At 30.4% G+C, this 16,325-nt stretch carries 23 protein-coding genes; 2 read left to right on the top strand and 21 right to left on the bottom strand.

The window, feature by feature from the left end; translation table 11 throughout:
• Window positions 1-57 precede the first annotated feature (57 nt).
• Both DIC82_05265 and DIC82_05260 read right to left on the bottom strand, forming a co-directional pair.
• Entirely contained in the window at window positions 58-2,202 is a 2,145-nt protein-coding gene (locus DIC82_05265; GenBank protein AWK50476.1) for a DNA primase, read from the bottom strand.
• 14 nt (window positions 2,203-2,216) lie between these two features.
• Window positions 2,217-2,405 carry a DNA-binding protein gene (locus tag DIC82_05260; GenBank protein ID AWK50475.1) on the bottom strand — a complete coding sequence of 63 codons (189 nt, stop codon included), beginning with the start codon at window positions 2,403-2,405 and terminating at the stop codon, window positions 2,217-2,219.
• A gap of 201 nt (window positions 2,406-2,606) precedes the next feature.
• On the opposite strand from DIC82_05260, the gene DIC82_05255 reads away from it, so the two are divergent.
• The gene (locus DIC82_05255) at window positions 2,607-3,116 is read left to right on the top strand and encodes a hypothetical protein (GenBank protein ID AWK50474.1); all 510 of its coding nucleotides are present in this window, start codon (window positions 2,607-2,609) and stop codon (window positions 3,114-3,116) included.
• Window positions 3,117-4,316, top strand: coding sequence for a site-specific integrase (locus DIC82_05250; GenBank protein ID AWK50473.1), 1,200 nt, complete (start codon window positions 3,117-3,119; stop codon window positions 4,314-4,316).
• 327 nt (window positions 4,317-4,643) lie between these two features.
• Here the strand turns inward: DIC82_05250 and DIC82_05245 are convergent, their stop codons facing one another.
• The 19 genes from DIC82_05245 to DIC82_05155 form a co-directional block, all read right to left on the bottom strand.
• Entirely contained in the window at window positions 4,644-5,036 is a 393-nt protein-coding gene (locus tag DIC82_05245; protein AWK50472.1) for a 30S ribosomal protein S9, read from the bottom strand.
• Between the two features lie 26 nt (window positions 5,037-5,062).
• Window positions 5,063-5,497 (bottom strand): 50S ribosomal protein L13, encoded by a 435-nt coding sequence (locus DIC82_05240; protein ID AWK50471.1) that lies wholly within the window; start codon window positions 5,495-5,497, stop codon window positions 5,063-5,065.
• A gap of 158 nt (window positions 5,498-5,655) precedes the next feature.
• A complete protein-coding gene (locus tag DIC82_05235) occupies window positions 5,656-6,390 on the bottom strand; it encodes a tRNA pseudouridine(38-40) synthase TruA (GenBank protein ID AWK50470.1) in 735 nt (244 codons plus the stop codon).
• A gap of 16 nt (window positions 6,391-6,406) precedes the next feature.
• Window positions 6,407-7,213 (bottom strand): transporter, encoded by an 807-nt coding sequence (locus DIC82_05230; GenBank protein AWK50469.1) that lies wholly within the window; start codon window positions 7,211-7,213, stop codon window positions 6,407-6,409.
• Between the two features lie 8 nt (window positions 7,214-7,221).
• On the bottom strand, window positions 7,222-8,091 hold the full coding sequence (locus DIC82_05225; protein ID AWK50468.1) for an energy-coupling factor transporter ATPase: 870 nt from the start codon (window positions 8,089-8,091) through the stop codon (window positions 7,222-7,224).
• Window positions 8,076-8,927, bottom strand: a complete 852-nt coding sequence (locus DIC82_05220) for an energy-coupling factor transporter ATPase (protein AWK50467.1) — start codon at window positions 8,925-8,927, stop codon at window positions 8,076-8,078. The genes DIC82_05225 and DIC82_05220 overlap by 16 nt, the downstream gene beginning before the upstream one ends.
• A 231-nt stretch (window positions 8,928-9,158) precedes the next feature.
• A complete protein-coding gene (locus tag DIC82_05215; protein ID AWK50466.1) occupies window positions 9,159-9,500 on the bottom strand; it encodes a 50S ribosomal protein L17 in 342 nt (113 codons plus the stop codon).
• Window positions 9,501-9,512: 12 nt separating this feature from the next.
• A complete protein-coding gene (locus DIC82_05210) occupies window positions 9,513-10,460 on the bottom strand; it encodes a DNA-directed RNA polymerase subunit alpha (protein ID AWK50465.1) in 948 nt (315 codons plus the stop codon).
• A gap of 102 nt (window positions 10,461-10,562) precedes the next feature.
• Window positions 10,563-11,183: a 30S ribosomal protein S4 gene (locus DIC82_05205; protein ID AWK50464.1), complete on the bottom strand. Its 621-nt coding sequence runs from the start codon at window positions 11,181-11,183 to the stop codon at window positions 10,563-10,565.
• 28 nt (window positions 11,184-11,211) lie between these two features.
• Window positions 11,212-11,610, bottom strand: a complete 399-nt coding sequence (locus tag DIC82_05200; GenBank protein AWK50463.1) for a 30S ribosomal protein S11 — start codon at window positions 11,608-11,610, stop codon at window positions 11,212-11,214.
• Between the two features lie 15 nt (window positions 11,611-11,625).
• Entirely contained in the window at window positions 11,626-11,994 is a 369-nt protein-coding gene (locus tag DIC82_05195; protein ID AWK50462.1) for a 30S ribosomal protein S13, read from the bottom strand.
• Between the two features lie 208 nt (window positions 11,995-12,202).
• Window positions 12,203-12,316, bottom strand: coding sequence for a 50S ribosomal protein L36 (locus DIC82_05190; protein AWK50461.1), 114 nt, complete (start codon window positions 12,314-12,316; stop codon window positions 12,203-12,205).
• 57 nt (window positions 12,317-12,373) lie between these two features.
• Window positions 12,374-12,592, bottom strand: a complete 219-nt coding sequence (locus tag DIC82_05185) for a translation initiation factor IF-1 (GenBank protein AWK50460.1) — start codon at window positions 12,590-12,592, stop codon at window positions 12,374-12,376.
• A gap of 7 nt (window positions 12,593-12,599) precedes the next feature.
• Entirely contained in the window at window positions 12,600-12,881 is a 282-nt protein-coding gene (locus DIC82_05180; protein AWK50459.1) for a hypothetical protein, read from the bottom strand.
• A gap of 87 nt (window positions 12,882-12,968) precedes the next feature.
• Window positions 12,969-13,718, bottom strand: a complete 750-nt coding sequence (gene map, locus DIC82_05175; GenBank protein AWK50458.1) for a type I methionyl aminopeptidase — start codon at window positions 13,716-13,718, stop codon at window positions 12,969-12,971.
• Window positions 13,718-14,368 (bottom strand): adenylate kinase, encoded by a 651-nt coding sequence (locus DIC82_05170; protein ID AWK50457.1) that lies wholly within the window; start codon window positions 14,366-14,368, stop codon window positions 13,718-13,720. Before DIC82_05170 ends, map begins: the two co-directional genes overlap by 1 nt.
• A gap of 25 nt (window positions 14,369-14,393) precedes the next feature.
• Window positions 14,394-15,680 carry a preprotein translocase subunit SecY gene (locus tag DIC82_05165; GenBank protein AWK50456.1) on the bottom strand — a complete coding sequence of 429 codons (1,287 nt, stop codon included), beginning with the start codon at window positions 15,678-15,680 and terminating at the stop codon, window positions 14,394-14,396.
• A 1-nt stretch (window position 15,681) separates the two neighbouring features.
• The gene (locus tag DIC82_05160; protein AWK50455.1) at window positions 15,682-16,122 is read right to left on the bottom strand and encodes a 50S ribosomal protein L15; all 441 of its coding nucleotides are present in this window, start codon (window positions 16,120-16,122) and stop codon (window positions 15,682-15,684) included.
• Between the two features lie 20 nt (window positions 16,123-16,142).
• Window positions 16,143-16,322, bottom strand: a complete 180-nt coding sequence (locus DIC82_05155; GenBank protein AWK50454.1) for a 50S ribosomal protein L30 — start codon at window positions 16,320-16,322, stop codon at window positions 16,143-16,145.
• Between the last annotated feature and the right edge of the window lie 3 nt (window positions 16,323-16,325).

The following is a 16,325-nucleotide window of genomic DNA, read 5'->3' as shown; positions in this document are numbered from 1 at the left end:
AAGAGATACACTAATATTGTGAGTATTTGTGGTGTTCCTTTTGGAATGCTACTTTTTTTATTTAAATATTCCTCGTTTATCTTCAATTAATATCAGATCATCAACTTCAATATCTAAGTAATAACCTACACTATTACTCTTTATGTGCTTAACTCCAAAACTAGATAGCTGCCTACCAAAGTGAGTTTTATTCATTGGCATTATACTATTTGATATACACCAATCATTATAAGTTTTGTAAACTTCACCTTTAGAAATTTTAATATTTTTCTTATGAACTTTTGTTATCTTTTCTTTAAAGAAAGCATATGCGGAATCAACTTCTTCTCTGTATTCTTCCATTTCATGTTCTGCTGCTTTACTTACTGTTACTTTCCAATTATTTTTTTTAACTCTATTAAGTCCCACATAAGCAAATGTAAAAACTATATCTAATTCATTCTCAATTATCCTCTCTGCAATTTTAGGATCTTTAACTTTATCTCTTGTACCTTCTGAAACTTCCTTATCTGTACCAAAGGAATTATTAAACGGAATAATTATAGGTCTTCTAAAAAATCCTGTTGACTTATCTGCTGCACTTGGTAGTCTATTCAATCCAAAAAACATTGTCATGTTAAATCCTAATCTAACTAGATCTTTATTTTTTCGATTAACTGTAACTGGTTCACCACAACACATTGATTTAAAAGCTTTGCTAACAGTTTTCCCACTTAATTCATCATCACGAACTATATTAACGTGTTTTCCTTCTGCAACTGATATTGCAAATGTTTCTCCAAAATCACCTAATCCAATACTACAAATATGATTATCATCTTCAATTAAAGCTTCTTGAATATCAAATGTTACGGATTTTCCATTACTACCTTCACCCTTATATATAAAACAATTTTGAACTTCTCTAGCGTGTGGCGATAACATAAGCCCCCATGATTCTTGAAGTGTTTTTATACTTCCTTCATCTAAGGTACTATTTAAGAATTTCTTAAACTCTGATTTATCAAATAATTCTTTGTACTTGGTTGGCTCTGTTATTAAATTAGCTTTGAACTGTACTTCTGTTTTGTACTTAGGATCATGTGGCAACATTGTATTATTTCCAATATCAATAACTCCATTTAAGCAATTAATATATCTTTTTTCGTCATGTATTTCTCTTGCGTCTTCACTACTTAGCATTAATAATTCTGCAAAATTCTTTGATTTTATAATAGTTTTATCTTTATCATTTATTGCATATTTGAAATACATTCTTTGAACTTCTCTAAACTCCATATATTTATAAAAACCTTTTTTATTATCATACATAAACCATAAGTTACCTTTTGTATAACTAGGTTGATCTTGAATTATATACTCAGATAATGAGTAATTATTAATATTTCCTTTTTCATCACAATAAGAAGGGTTCAATCTTTGTGATATACTTCCAATAATATTTTCAACTTCTTCATCATCTAACGGTAGATTACATTTAAGTAAATTTAACCCTTTTGCTATTGATGTAATTGTTGTAATATCTCTTATACTTGATTTGCTTACTATTCCAATAACTTCTTTAAATAGTTCCTGGTTTCTAACACCTTCTTTATAAGTAGAACTTGCAGCTGGACCTACAACTTGAGTTGCTTTTTTTTTAACTGGTTGTCCTAATTGTATAAACTTATCAAATAATGGTTTTGGCATTTCATTAATATTTGTATCATTTAATAGTTTGTATTCTCTAATTTCATCTTTAACTTTGGCTTTACTGCCAGGTAATACAATTATTCCTCCATCAGTTCTTATGTCAACACCAGGTAAATAATCGGCTTTGTTTTTTAATCCTTCTTTATATTTAAAATATAAATGACTTCCACCATTTGGTGTTTTAACTGTAAATGTATCTTTTATCTTTTGTTTATCTTCTTCTGATAAATCTTTTATCAATTCATTAAAACTTTCTTCACCGTCAACTGATCCATCACCATGATTTTTATCAATATCTATAACAATAATATTGCTATCTTTACCAGTTAAAAGAGAAAAACCTGTTACTTCTTTTTTGTATGCTCTTGATGATATATTTTTAAATTCTTCTTTTGTTTTTATTTGACAATTCCTATCGCTCCATTTCACATTTGGTATTTTTGAGTTATCAAACAGTGGAACTATTGGAAATATGTCTTTACTTATTGATATGAAATTTTCCTTGTCCACTTAATCACCTACTTTTATCTGCATTGTTTATTTGCCCATTCTTGGAGCTTATCTTTATTGATATAAAATTTACTTCCTATCTTAAATTTTGGGAAGTTCTTATCCTTCAATAAAACTTCATACATTGTATTTCTTCCGCACCCTAAATATTGCATTGCTTCTTTAGGACTAATCACAATTTTTTCTACTGTTGTATTATTCATTTGTTATCCCTCCATTCTATTTACTAAAAACTTGCTAATTATTTATTTTTACTTCCCCCCTATCTGACCGCCCTTATTTTTCGGTAATATAGTTACCTGTTTTCTTGATTATATTCCTTTATATTACCTCTGTCAATATTTTTTTATTTTATATTGTATTTTAATTACCGGTTGTGATATTATTTTATATGAGGTGATATTATGGCATACTCTTATTTTTCCGAAAATTTAAAAAGGGTCAGAAAACAAAAAAAACTTACTCAAGCCGCTTTAGGCAAAATAATAGGTAAAAGTGAAAGTACTATACGAAAATACGAAGCTGGAAATGTTGATGCTCCATTTACTACAATTTGTGACATAAGTGAAAAATTAAATATTCCTATGATGGATCTTACAGAAAAACACTATAATTCAGAAGAAGAAGTTACAATAGATAGAATAAATACAATAGAATATGAAGCTTTCATGACTGTTGATAACAATTGTAATGATTTTAAACACTATGTTCATTATTTAGTTCAGACTAGAGCCTTTAAAAAAGAATTTAATATAAATTATAAAGAACTGTCTAAAATAGAACAAAGAGATTTAAAGCGTGACATTTATAACAGTATTCAATTGATTTGTTCAAAAAAAAATGATATATCAATATTTGACGATTTTAGCAATAACAATCTTGAACTTTCAAAAACTTTACAAGAAGGTGAATAAATGGCTAAGACTAATTATCTTAAAAGAACCATCAATGGTAAAGAATATTATTATTTTAGATTAAGGCACAAAAATTTAAATAAGCCTAAAGATGTATATGCTCCAACTGTTAAGGAACTTGATCAAAAGATAAGAACTATTAGAAATGAACTTGAAAATAATATTGTTAATAATAAAGACTTTTTTGAAACCTTTTTTGCTAACTGGCTTTTTGATGTAAAATTTTCAATTGTAAAACCTTCTACCAAAGAAAGATATGAGAGTATATATAGAAACTATATAAAAGATAGTTCTTTATCAAAAATTAAAATTAAAGATATAGCATTAACTGACATTCAAGGCTATTACAACGAACTGATTAAAAGCGGATCATCTGTAAATTGTGTAGCCACATTAAATAAATTAATAGCCCCTTGCATAAAGTATGCTTATAACAATAATATTTTAATTAAAGATTTTACTGGTGCTATTGTATTACCTAAAGAAGATCAACAAACTAAATTAACTAAAGCTGGTAAAGTTCAACCATTTACATTAGATGAACAACAAATGTTTATTTCATCTATTAAGGATAATCAGTTAGAAATGTTATTTCTTACGGCTCTAAATACTGGTATGCGGCAAGGTGAATTATTTGCTCTTACATGGGAAGATATTTATTTTGAAGAATGTTACATTGATGTTAATAAGACTGTCAAAAGTGTGGCTGATGTATCAAGAGAAGGACGTGAACCTTTAAAGACAATAATACAAACCCCAAAGACTGTAAATAGTGTCAGACGTGTTTCAATTCCTTCTGCTCTGTCTGAACAACTAAAACAGTATAGATTAAAGCAACTAGAAAAAAAATTTAAGCTTGCTAATTTGTATACTGATAATAATTTAGTATTCTGTACTTCATATGGTAAATATTTAGATAGTAGTAGTGTAAGAAAAAGAATGAATAAAATAATAGATAATATTAATACTGCTGAAACTGATAAAACTAAAATAATCAATAATAGAAAATTCCATGATTTAAGACATACTTATGCTACAAGGCTATTTGAACTTGGAGAAGTTCCAAAGACTGTACAAAAATTATTAGGTCATAGCGATATATCTATTACTTTAGATATATACACTCATGTACTTGAAGATATGAAGATTATGGCTGCATCAAAATTAAATGATCTGTATGTATCTATGAGGGCTAAATAAGTCCTCTTTTTTTTGCTTAAATATATTCCAGTACCCTAAGTACTCTAAGTACTCTAATGTTTTTAGGGTACTCAATCGGTACTAATTCAGTCATATCAATGTTTTTTTAAAAAAGTACCCTAAGTACCCTAATTTTTGCAAACTTTAATATTTTTATATTTTTTTATATCCTGGTGTAAAATTTCTATATGGTGTAAAAATAGGTGTAAAAAAATAATAGTAATATTTTATAATTCCTTTAACTGTTGCTATAACTTGATTTATTATACATATATAAAAAGAAAACCCACAAACAATAAGTTTGTGGGTTTTCTTGTACTCCAAATACTATCTCTTTGAGAATTGTGGAGCTCTTCTTGCTTTTTTAAGACCGTATTTCTTTCTTTCTGTCATTCTTGGATCTCTAGTTAAGAAACCTGCCTTCTTTAATTCTGATTTTAAAGCTTCATCTGATTTAACTAATGCTCTAGCTATACCATGTCTGATAGCTCCTGCTTGACCTGTAAATCCACCACCGTGAACATTTACTAACACGTCAAACTTATCCTTAGTTGCAGTTAAAACTAATGGTTGGTTTACGATAACTCTTAATGTTTCTAAACCAAAAAAGTTTTCTATTTCTCTTTTATTTATAACTACATTACCATTTCCTGGTACAAGTCTTACTCTTGCAACTGATTTTTTTCTTCTTCCAGTTCCCATATATTGAACTTTTGCCATTTTTTATTCCTCCTCCCGAGATAGTATTAGTACTTTAACTCAAGTACTTCTGGTTTTTGAGCTGCATGATTATGTTCTGCGCCTCTATATACGTTTAATTTCTTTAACATTTGTCTTCCTAATACACCATTTGGAAGCATTCTTCTTACAGCTTCTTCAAAAGCGAATTCAGGTTTCTTGTCTAATACTACTCTATAAGGAGTTTCTTTTAATCCACCTGGATAAAAACTATGTTTTCTCATTAATTTTTGATCTAACTTCTTACCAGTTAAAACAACTTTTTCTGCATTGATTACAATAACGAAGTCTCCGCAATCAACATTAGGTGTAAATATTGGTTTATTCTTACCTCTTAAAATTGAAGCAATTTGGCTAGCAACTCTACCTAGTGTCTTACCATCTGCATCAACTACATACCATTTTCTTTCGATTTCACTTGCTTTAGCAATGTATGATTTCATCTGTTTCCCTCCTTGAACTTACATTATTTCCTTACCTTTTAAAGGTAAATTTCTTTTATATCAAGACCCGAGGTTAGTGGATCTTATATACATAAATGTTTTAACAAACAAACTTATTATAATACACGCATACGGGCGTGTCAACATTTTTTTGCCATTTAATAAAAAACTTTTTCTAATATTAAACCATTTGGTGATATACACATACCTGCTCTTTTTCTATTGCCTTCTATTATTATGCTTTCTATCTCTTCAGCTTTCAATTTTCCATTTCCAACTTTAATTAAAGTTCCCACTATTATTCTGACCATATTGTATAAAAAGCCATCAGCTGTTATAAATATTTTTATTCTATCCCTCTTTTGTTCTATATACAATTCTTCAATATTTCGTGTAGTTGTTTTTATAGAGCTTCCCGGAGACATAAATGCTTTAAAATCATGCTTACCTATAAAATACTTGCAAGCTTTTCTCATTTCATCAACATCTAATTTATATCTACAATGATATAAATATTGATGACCTAAAGACAATCTTTCATATCTATTAACAATAGTATAAGAATATGTTTTTCCCTTTGAAGAATACCTGGCATGAAAATTTTTATCAACCTCTTCGGATTTAATAATAGATACATCCTCAGGTAATCTTGTATTTATAGCCTCTCTAAATTTATCTCCTGGTATAGTACTATTAGTAAAAAAGCTTGCAACCAGTCCTCTTGCATGTACCCCCGCATCAGTCCTAGAACTTCCATTAATTATAATATTTTCTCCTGTAGCCTTAAATATTGCTATTTCTATTACGCTTTGAACAGTTCTTCCTATAGGTTGCCTTTGCCATCCAGAAAAATTACTTCCATCAAATTCAATTATTAATTTTATATTTCTCATTTATATCCTCTTAATCTTAACTTAATACAAATCTAACGACTAAACACCATACAACTAATACACCAAATACAACAAAAGCAATTACATCCTTAGATGAAAACATTAATACTTTCATTCTAGTTCTTCCAGAGCCACCTCTATAACCCCTTGCTTCCATTGCCATAGCAAGTTCATCAGCTCTTCTAAATGAACTTATAAATAAAGGCACTAATATTGGTACTAAACTTTTAGCTTTCTTTATAACTCCACCTGATTCAAAATCAGCGCCCCTAGCCTTTTGAGCTTTCATTATCTTATCGGTTTCATCTATTAATGTAGGAATAAATCTTAGTGCTATTGTCATCATCATAGCTAACTCATGAGCTATTTCCCTTCCAATTGGCTTAAGTAATCTTTCAATTCCATCTGTCAATTCAATAGGAGACGTAGTTAATGTTAACAATGATGTTCCTATTATCAACAAAATTAACCTAATAGCCATAAAAGCTGCAATACTTAACCCTTCTGGATACACTTTTAGAAATCCTATCCTCAAAACTTCTGTGCCCTCTGCACCAGTAATCATAAATATATTCAAAGCCGCTGTTAACACTACCAATAAAAAAACTGGCTTTAATCCATTAAAAATAAATCTAAGTGGAATTTTGGCTATAAATATTACTACAAGCAAAAATGCAATAATAATTGTGTATCCAACAAATTTATTTATAATAAATAGACATGCAATAAAGAGTATTGATATTAGAATTTTCGTTCTAGGATCTAACTTATGAATAAAGGAATCTCCTGGTAAATACTGTCCTATTGTAATATTCTTCAACATAGTTTTGTCTATTCCCCCTTTTCCTTATTTATCTTTAGAATAGACAAAATTTCTTTCTTCGCCTCTTCTATTGTAAATATATTGTCTGAAAGATCAAAACCTTTTTTTCTTAACTCTCGAAGTAAATATGTTACTTGTGGTACACCCAATCCTATTTTCTCTAACATGTCTACTTCTTTAAAAACTTCTGATGGAGTTCCCTGCAATGCAACTTTTCCATCATTCATTACGATAATCCTTTCTGCAATCTTTGCAACATCCTCCATGCTATGACTAACTATAACTATAGTCATATTATAGTCTTTATGTAGCTTACTTATTTGATCTAATATGTCATCCCTACCTTTAGGATCTAGCCCTGCTGTGGGCTCATCCAGTATTAATGTTGTAGGTTGCATTGCTACAACACCTGCAATCGCAACTCTTCTCTTTTGTCCACCACTTAAGTCAAATGGTGATTTGTCCTTATAAGTTTCATAATCTAATCCAACCATTTCCATAGATTTAATAACTCTATTATGAATTTCCTTATCAGAAAGACCTAAATTTCTAGGCCCAAACTCGATGTCCTTAGCTATAGTCTCTTCAAAAATTTGATATTCCGGATACTGAAATACCAAACCAACCTTCTTACGTATGTTAGTTAATTTAGCCTTTTTATCAGTAATATCTACTCCATCAACAATTATTTTCCCACTAGTAGCTTCTAATAATCCATTAAAATGTTGAATTAAAGTTGATTTGCCTGAACCAGTGTGCCCAATTAAAGCAATAAATTCTCCATCTTTTATATCTAAAGACACATTATCTAATGCAATTTTTTCAAATGGGCTTTTGGGCATATATATATGTGTTAAATTTTCTATCTTAATTGACATAACTCATTCACCATCTCATCTACATTTAATATTTTTTCATTTATATCCAATCCTGCCCTTTTTAATTCATAAGCTAATTCAGTAACTTGCGGAACATCTAGTCCTATCTTTTTCATACGCTCCACTTGCGGAAATATTTCCCTAGGTGTACCTTCCATTTTAATGCTTCCTTCATCCATTACTATAATTCTATCAGCTTGAGCTGCTTCGTCCATATAATGTGTTATTAATACAATAGTCATTCCAAAATTTTCATTAAGGTCTTTTATAGTTTTTAAAACATCTCTTCTTCCAGATGGATCTAGCATTGCTGTTGGTTCATCAAAAATTATACATTGTGGTTGAATTGCAAGCATTCCTGCTATAGCAATTCTCTGTTTTTGTCCACCTGATAAAAGATGAGGTGCATGTCTCTTATACTTACTCATTCCTACTTTTTCTAAGCTTTCATCAACTCTTCTACGAATTTCTGATGGTTCAACACCCAAATTTTCAGGTCCAAAAGCTACATCTTCTTCAACTATAGTAGCAACTAGTTGATTATCTGGGTTTTGAAATACCATTCCTGCTTTAGATCTAATATTCCATACATTCTCTGGATCACTAGTATTAAGTCCATCTACTACTACTGTACCTGCCGTTGGTAATACTAATGCATTCATATGTTTAGCTATTGTTGATTTACCTGAACCATTATGACCTAATATAACTAAAAACTCTCCCTTTTTCACTTCTAGATTAACATCTTTCACTGCATATTTTTCTTCACTAACTCCTTCTGAGTTTCTTATATATTTAAAATATACATCCGTGCACTTTATCATTGCATCATTCATAGTATACCTCCATAATGTTTTATTGTTAATATATTATACAAATGTTTTTAATAATAACTATAACTATATATACATTATACTATTATATCTGAAAATCTTATTTATTCAATAAACAGTATGTACTTTTATCAATATTTTAAAAAACCGCTCTATAATATATTAACTTAATGGTAATAGTTTAATTTTTTATGTTAAAATGGGGATTAAGTCTAAACTTAATCCCCATTAGTATTATACTAATTCAAGTATTACTATCTCTGCTCCGTCCCCTCTTCGAGGACCTTTTTTAATTATTCTTGTGTATCCGCCATTTCTATCAGCGTACTTTGGAGCTACATTATCAAATAAATTCTTAACAACTAATTCTTCTTGAACAAAAGATAGAACTTGTCTTCTAGCATGAAGATCTCCTCTTTTTCCAAGAGTAATCATTTTTTCTGCTATTGATCTAGTTTCTTTAGCTCTTGTATCAGTTGTTTCTATTTTACCATGTTTTAAAAGACTAGTAACAAGATTTCTTAGCATAGCTTTTCTTTGGTCTGTTGGAAGACCTAGTTTACGATAACCTGCCATGGATTTACCTCCTTACTCCTCGTATAGAGTTAGACATAAGCCTAACTCTTTAAGCTTTCTTTCAACTTCTTCTAAAGATTTCTTTCCTAGATTCCTTACCTTCATCATATCATCCATAGATTTTGTGGCAAGTTCTTGAACTGTATTAATTCCCGCTCTTTTTAAACAGTTATATGATCTAACTGATAAATCAAGTTCTTCTACAGTCATCTCTAGGACTTTTTCTTTCTTATCATCTTCTTTTTCTATCATTATTTCAACATCATTGGTGTTATCTGTCAATGACATAAATAACTTAAAATGTTCAATAAGTATTTTTGCTGACAAACTAATAGCTTCATCTATTTTCACAGTACCATTAGTCCAAATTTCTAAAGTTAATTTATCATAATCAGTAATTTGACCAACTCTTGTGTTGTCAACAGTAAAATTAACTCTTTTTACTGGTGTATAAATAGAATCAACTGCTATTGCTGAAATTGGTAACTCATCACTCTTATTTTTATTTTGAGTAACATATCCTCTTCCCTTGTTAACTGTTAATTCCATATAAAGTCTTCCATCGTTGTCTAAAGTTGCAATATGTAAATCCTTATTAACAACTTCAACATCTCCATCAGTCTTTATATCAGCTCCAGTAATTTCACCTGGTCCTTTAGCATCAATATAAATAACTTTTGGACCTTCACCATTCATTTTTAGAGCTAATGATTTCACGTTAAGAATTAATTCAGTAACATCTTCTTTAACTCCTTGAACAGTAGAAAACTCATGAAGTACTCCATCGATTTTGACAGAAGTTGTTGCAGTTCCTGGAAGAGATGATAATAATATTCTTCTTAAAGCATTCCCTAATGTAATACCATATCCTCTTTCAAGTGGTTCAACAACATATTTACCATACGTACCATCTTCATTAGCTTCTATGCATTCTATTATCGGCTTTTCGATTTCTAACATTGACAAACCCTCCTTATTTTATAAATGGCAACCTTATTATGAGGGCAACTGATTCTATATTTGCATATATTGTGATAAATTTCTCTAACAAATATAAATATATTATTTACTGTATAACTCAACAATAAGTGTTTCGTTAACAGGCACATCTATATCTTCTCTTGATGGCTCTGCAACTACTTTTCCTTCATAATTATCAACATTAGCTTCTAACCATTTTGGTAAAGTTTTTGGATTTTCCATAAAAGTTTTAAACTTTTCACTTGATTTGCTCTTTTCACATACAGTAATAACATCATTAATTGAAACCTTGTATGAACAAATGTCAACTTTTCTGCCATTTACTAAGAAATGTCCATGAGTTACTAATTGTCTAGCTTCATTTCTTGATGCACCGTAACCTAATCTATAAACTACGTTATCAAGTCTCATTTCTAATAGTCTAAGTAAGTTTTCACCTGTTATACCTTGAATATGGTCAGCTTTTTCATAATATGCACTGAATTGGCTTTCTAATATTCCATAAATTCTTTTTGCTTTTTGCTTTTCTCTTAATTGAATTCCATAGTTTGATATTTTCTTTTTACTTGCTCCATGTTGTCCTGGTGCATAGCTTCTTCTAACAAAAGCACATTTATCTGTAAAACATCTATCGCCCTTAAGGAAAAGTTTCATACCTTCTCTTCTACATAATCTACATGTAGCGCCAGTATATCTAGCCATTAAATTACACCTCCTATTACAGTTATAATTAGACTCTTCTTCTCTTTGGTGGTCTACAACCATTATGTGGTATTGGAGTAACATCTTTAATTAAAGTTACCTCTAGTCCTGCTGCTTGTAAGGATCTTATAGCTGCTTCTCTTCCTGAACCAGGTCCTTTAACATAAACCTCTATACTTTTTAAGCCATGTTCCATTGCTACTTTAGCTGCAGTTTCTGCTGCCATTTGAGCTGCAAATGGAGTGCTCTTTCTTGATCCTCTAAAGCCTAATGCGCCTGCACTTGACCATGATAAAGCATTTCCTACTGCGTCTGTTAAAGTAACTATTGAATTATTAAAAGTTGACTTAATGTGTGCAGCACCATGCTCAACATTCTTTCTTTCTTTTCTTCTTCTAGTTTTCTTAACTTTTTTTTGAGCTGCCATTATCTTCCCTCCTTACTATTTCTTCTTATTTGCCATTGTTTTCTTAGGACCTTTTCTTGTTCTTGCATTAGTCTTAGTTTTTTGTCCTCTTACTGGAAGGCCTTTTCTATGTCTAATTCCTCTGTATGTTCCTATGTCTACTAATCTCTTGATATTCATAGCGATGTCTCTTCTTAAGTCACCTTCAACCATTAAATTCTTGTTGATATAAGTTCTGATTTCATTAACTTCTTCTTCTGATAAATCTTTAACTCTTGTATCTGCATTAATTCCAGTTACAGTTAAGATTTTTTGTGAAGTTGTTAACCCTATTCCATATATATAAGTTAAACCTATTTCAACTCTTTTTTCTCTTGGTAGGTCAATACCTGATATTCTTGCCATTAAAATTTACACCTCCTGATAATTGAAATGTATAAAAGTTGATTTTATATTTATAATAAAATTCTAGGTCAATAGATAATTTCTATTGTCAGCCGCCCTAAAATTTATTGTTGATTAATTAAACGACTATATAATCATATTTGACTTTTGCTGAAATGTCAATATTATTTACATTTATTTAATGTAAATAATATTGTAAACTTGATCATTAGCCTTGTTTTTGCTTGTGCTTAGGGTTTTCACAGATTACCATGACTTTCCCTTTTCTTCTTATTACTTTGCACTTTTCACAAATAGGCTTAACTGATGGTCTTACTTTCATAGCTAACCCTCCTCATATTACTTTTGTGATAGATAATAATTTTAATTATATCTACCTTTATTTAGCTCTCCATGTAATTCTACCTCTTGTTAAATCATAAGGAGAAAGCTCTACTGTAACTTTATCTCCTGGTAAAATTCTTATAAAGTTCATTCTTAATTTACCTGATATATGTGCAAGAATCTTATGCCCACTTTCAAGTTCAACTTGAAACATGGCATTTGGTAAAGATTCTAGTACTCTACCTTCCATTTCTATAACGTCATCTTTTGACATAAGGTAATCAACCCTCCTTAACAATGCCTCTTAACTTTAGGAATCTCTTAATTTTTAAATCAGTACTCTTGTCGCATGATTGTATTGATGATAATAATTCATCATCTATATCCTCTAAAATACTTAAGTGTTTAATCTTTTTCTTCTTAGGCATCTTAATTAACTTTGTATTCCCATTAACTAGTAATACATAATTGTTATCTATCTGCCTAACAACAACATATAAGTGATCTATATCTCTTCCTGCTTTTGAAAGTACTACTTTTCCAATCAAGTCATTGTTTTGCAAATTTTTCACCTCTATGATTACCTTAGTATAAATCAACACTACCACAATGGTATTATGCAAATTTATAACTAAGCAACACTCTTTTTTCTACTTAATCAGTGTTAATATTTCAGGTCCATCTGATAAAATTGCAACTGTATTCTCATAATGAGCTGACAGAGAAGAATCTGTTGTTACAACTGTCCATCCATCTTTTAAAGTTTTCACTTTATGAGTACCTGCATTAATCATAGGTTCTATTGCTAAAACCATACCTTCAAGTAGCTTTGGACCCCTACCAGATTTACCGAAATTAGGTACATTGGGATCTTCATGAACTTTTCTTCCAATCCCATGACCTACAAAATCTCTTACAACTGAGAAACCTGCTGCTTCTACGTAGCTTTGTATCCCATATGATATATCAGTTAATTTATTTCCTTCTTTGGCAAACTTTATACCTTGAAAAAAACTTTCTTTTGTTATATCAATTAATTTTTGAGCATTTACTGAAATATTTCCAACTGAGAAGGTTCTTGCTGCATCTCCATGGAATCCATCAAAAAATGCCCCACAGTCAATGCTAACTATATCTCCTTCTCTAAGAACATATGCTCCTGGAAATCCATGTATTACTTGCTCATTTACTGAAATACATAGTGACGAAGGAAAACCATATAAGCCTTTAAATGAAGGTTTTGCTCCATGCTTAGTTATAAATTCTTCTGCTATTCTATCCAAGTCTGCAGTTTTTACACCAGGTTTTACCTCTTTTTCAAGCAATAGCAATGTTTCTCCTACTATTCTGCCTGCCTTTTTCATTAGGGTTATTTCATCATGATTCTTTATAATAATCATTACTTATTTTTCCCCAATATTTCACATATCCCTCTGAAAACATCATTAATAGCTTTTGTACCATTTACTTCTGAAAGCAATTGTTTTTCACTATAAAATTCAATTAATGGTTGTGTTTCTCTTTGATATACATCCAATCTTTCCTTTACAGTTTCTACTGTATCGTCTTTTCTTTGTATAACTTCACTTCCACACAAATCACATTTTCCTTCATTTGTTGGAGGATTAAATTTAACATGATAACTTGCTCCACAAGATGGACATACTCTTCTACCAGTCATTCTTTCTAGGATAAACTCATTAGGTACCTTTATTAATAATGCAGTATCTAATTGTTCGCCTCTTTCTATAAGAAAGTTGTTAAGAGCATCAGCTTGAATCACAGTTCTAGGAAAACCATCTAATAAATATCCATCATTGCAATCATCCTGTTGCAGTCTATCTTTAACCATGTTAATAGTAACTTCATCAGGAACTAATTGTCCTTTATCCATATAACTCTTTGCTTCTATTCCTAAAGGAGTGTTTTCAGAAATGTTTTTTCTAAAAATATCTCCTGTAGAAATATGTGGTATCAAATATTTATTACTGATTGATTTAGCCTGTGTTCCTTTTCCAGCTCCAGGAGGACCTAGTAATACTATCTTCACCGGCTTCATCTCCATTTATTCTATTCTATTTAAGAAATCCCTTATAGTGCCTAACTACCATTTGCGATTCTACTTTTCTAGTGAAATCTAATGCAACATTTATAACAATCAATAATCCAGTTCCTGAAAAAGATATATTTTGAAATTGTGTATAATTTTGAATAATTGTTGGTGTAATAGCTAAAAATGCTGCTAATATTCCTCCAATAAATGATAGTCTATTAAGAACTCTTTCAAAATATATTGTGGTTTCTTCGCCTGGTCTTACTCCTGGTACAAAACCAGCTGATTTGTGTAAGTTTTCAGACATTTCATCTGGCTTAAACGTAATCTGAGTATAAAACCAATTAAAAAATACTGTAAGTATTGCATATAATACTATATACATCCAACTTTTTTGATTAAATATAGATGTATTATTAGTCAATATCCACTTTGCCCATTCTTTATCTCCACCAAACAATGTTGCTATTGTTTTTGGAAACTCCATTACTGACATAGAGAATATAATTGCAAGAACAGCTGAACCAATTATACTTAACGGAATATGTGTTGATTGTGATTTTACCATATTATTATTTCCAGAAGAGAATTTCCCAGCATATTGCACAGGTATTCTTCTTTCTGATAAAGAAAAATATAAAATCGTTGCAAGCATTAACACAATGAATACTCCAAATAATACAATTTCTACTATACTTGCACTTCCTGATTCTTTAAGTGTCATCATTGAAGCAATTGTTACTGGCACCCTTGAAATAATATTAACAAATATCAATACAGATGTTCCATTACCAATGCCTTTAACTGTAAGTTGATCACCTAACCACATACAGAATGTTGACCCAACTACTAATGCAAAAACAACAATTACTTTTTGTGTTAATTGTAATCCTGCTGTTGCACCACTACTTGAAATTGTTGCAAATATTCCATATGCTAATACAAAAGATATTACAAAAGATACGTAACGTGTTGCCTCTTGTATCTTTTTTCTTCCATTCTGGCCCTCTTTAGAAAGTTGTTCTAACTGAGGAATTGCAACAGTCAATAATTGAACTATGATTGATGCATTAATATATGGCATAACACCTAATGCTAATATACTAGATCTGCTAAAAGCACCTCCAGAAATCATATCATAAAATCCTAATAGACCTCCGGATTGAGATAGGCTTTTTAAATACTCAGAATTAATTCCAGGAAGAGGAATATGGCTTCCCATCCTGAAAATTGCAACTAGTAATATAGTCCATAAAATCTTTTTCCTAAGTTCAGGAACTTTAAATGCATTTCGTAGAGTCTGAAGCACTTTAAATCACCTCGACTTTTCCCCCAGCTGCTTCAATTTTTTCTATAGCAGACTTAGAGAACTTACATCCTTTAACTGTTAAGCTTTTTTCTAATGTTCCGTTTCCAAGAATCTTTACTCCATCTAATACTTTACTTATAACTCTATTTTCAAGTAATACTTCTGGAGTAATTTCTGTACCATTTTCAAACATATTTAATCTGTCAAGATTTATGCTAACAATTTTCTTTGCAAAAATGTTTGTAAACCCTCTCTTTGGAAGTCTTCTATATAAAGGCATTTGACCGCCTTCAAAACCAGGTCTTACGCCACCACCTGATCTTGCATTTTGACCTTTTTCACCTTTACCAGCATTTCTTCCTGTGCCAGAACCAGTACCTCTACCAATTCTTTTAGGTGCTTTTTTGCTACCTTCTGCTGGTTTCAATTCGTGAAGTTTCATATTCAGTACACCTCCTTATTCTATACTTCTTCTACTTTTAATAGATATTCTATCTTTTTTATCATACCTTGTACTTGAGGTGTTGCCTCAGGTTCTACTATTTTACCTATTTTTTTAAGTCCAAGAGCATTTGCTGTAGCGATATGGTCTTTCTTTCTACCGATTAAGCTCTTTACTAATGTAACTCTTAATTTAGCCATTGC

It is taken from the genome of Clostridium beijerinckii (assembly GCA_003129525.1).
Taxonomy (GTDB): domain Bacteria; phylum Bacillota; class Clostridia; order Clostridiales; family Clostridiaceae; genus Clostridium; species Clostridium beijerinckii_D.
This window is presented reverse-complemented; position numbering and strand designations above follow the sequence as displayed.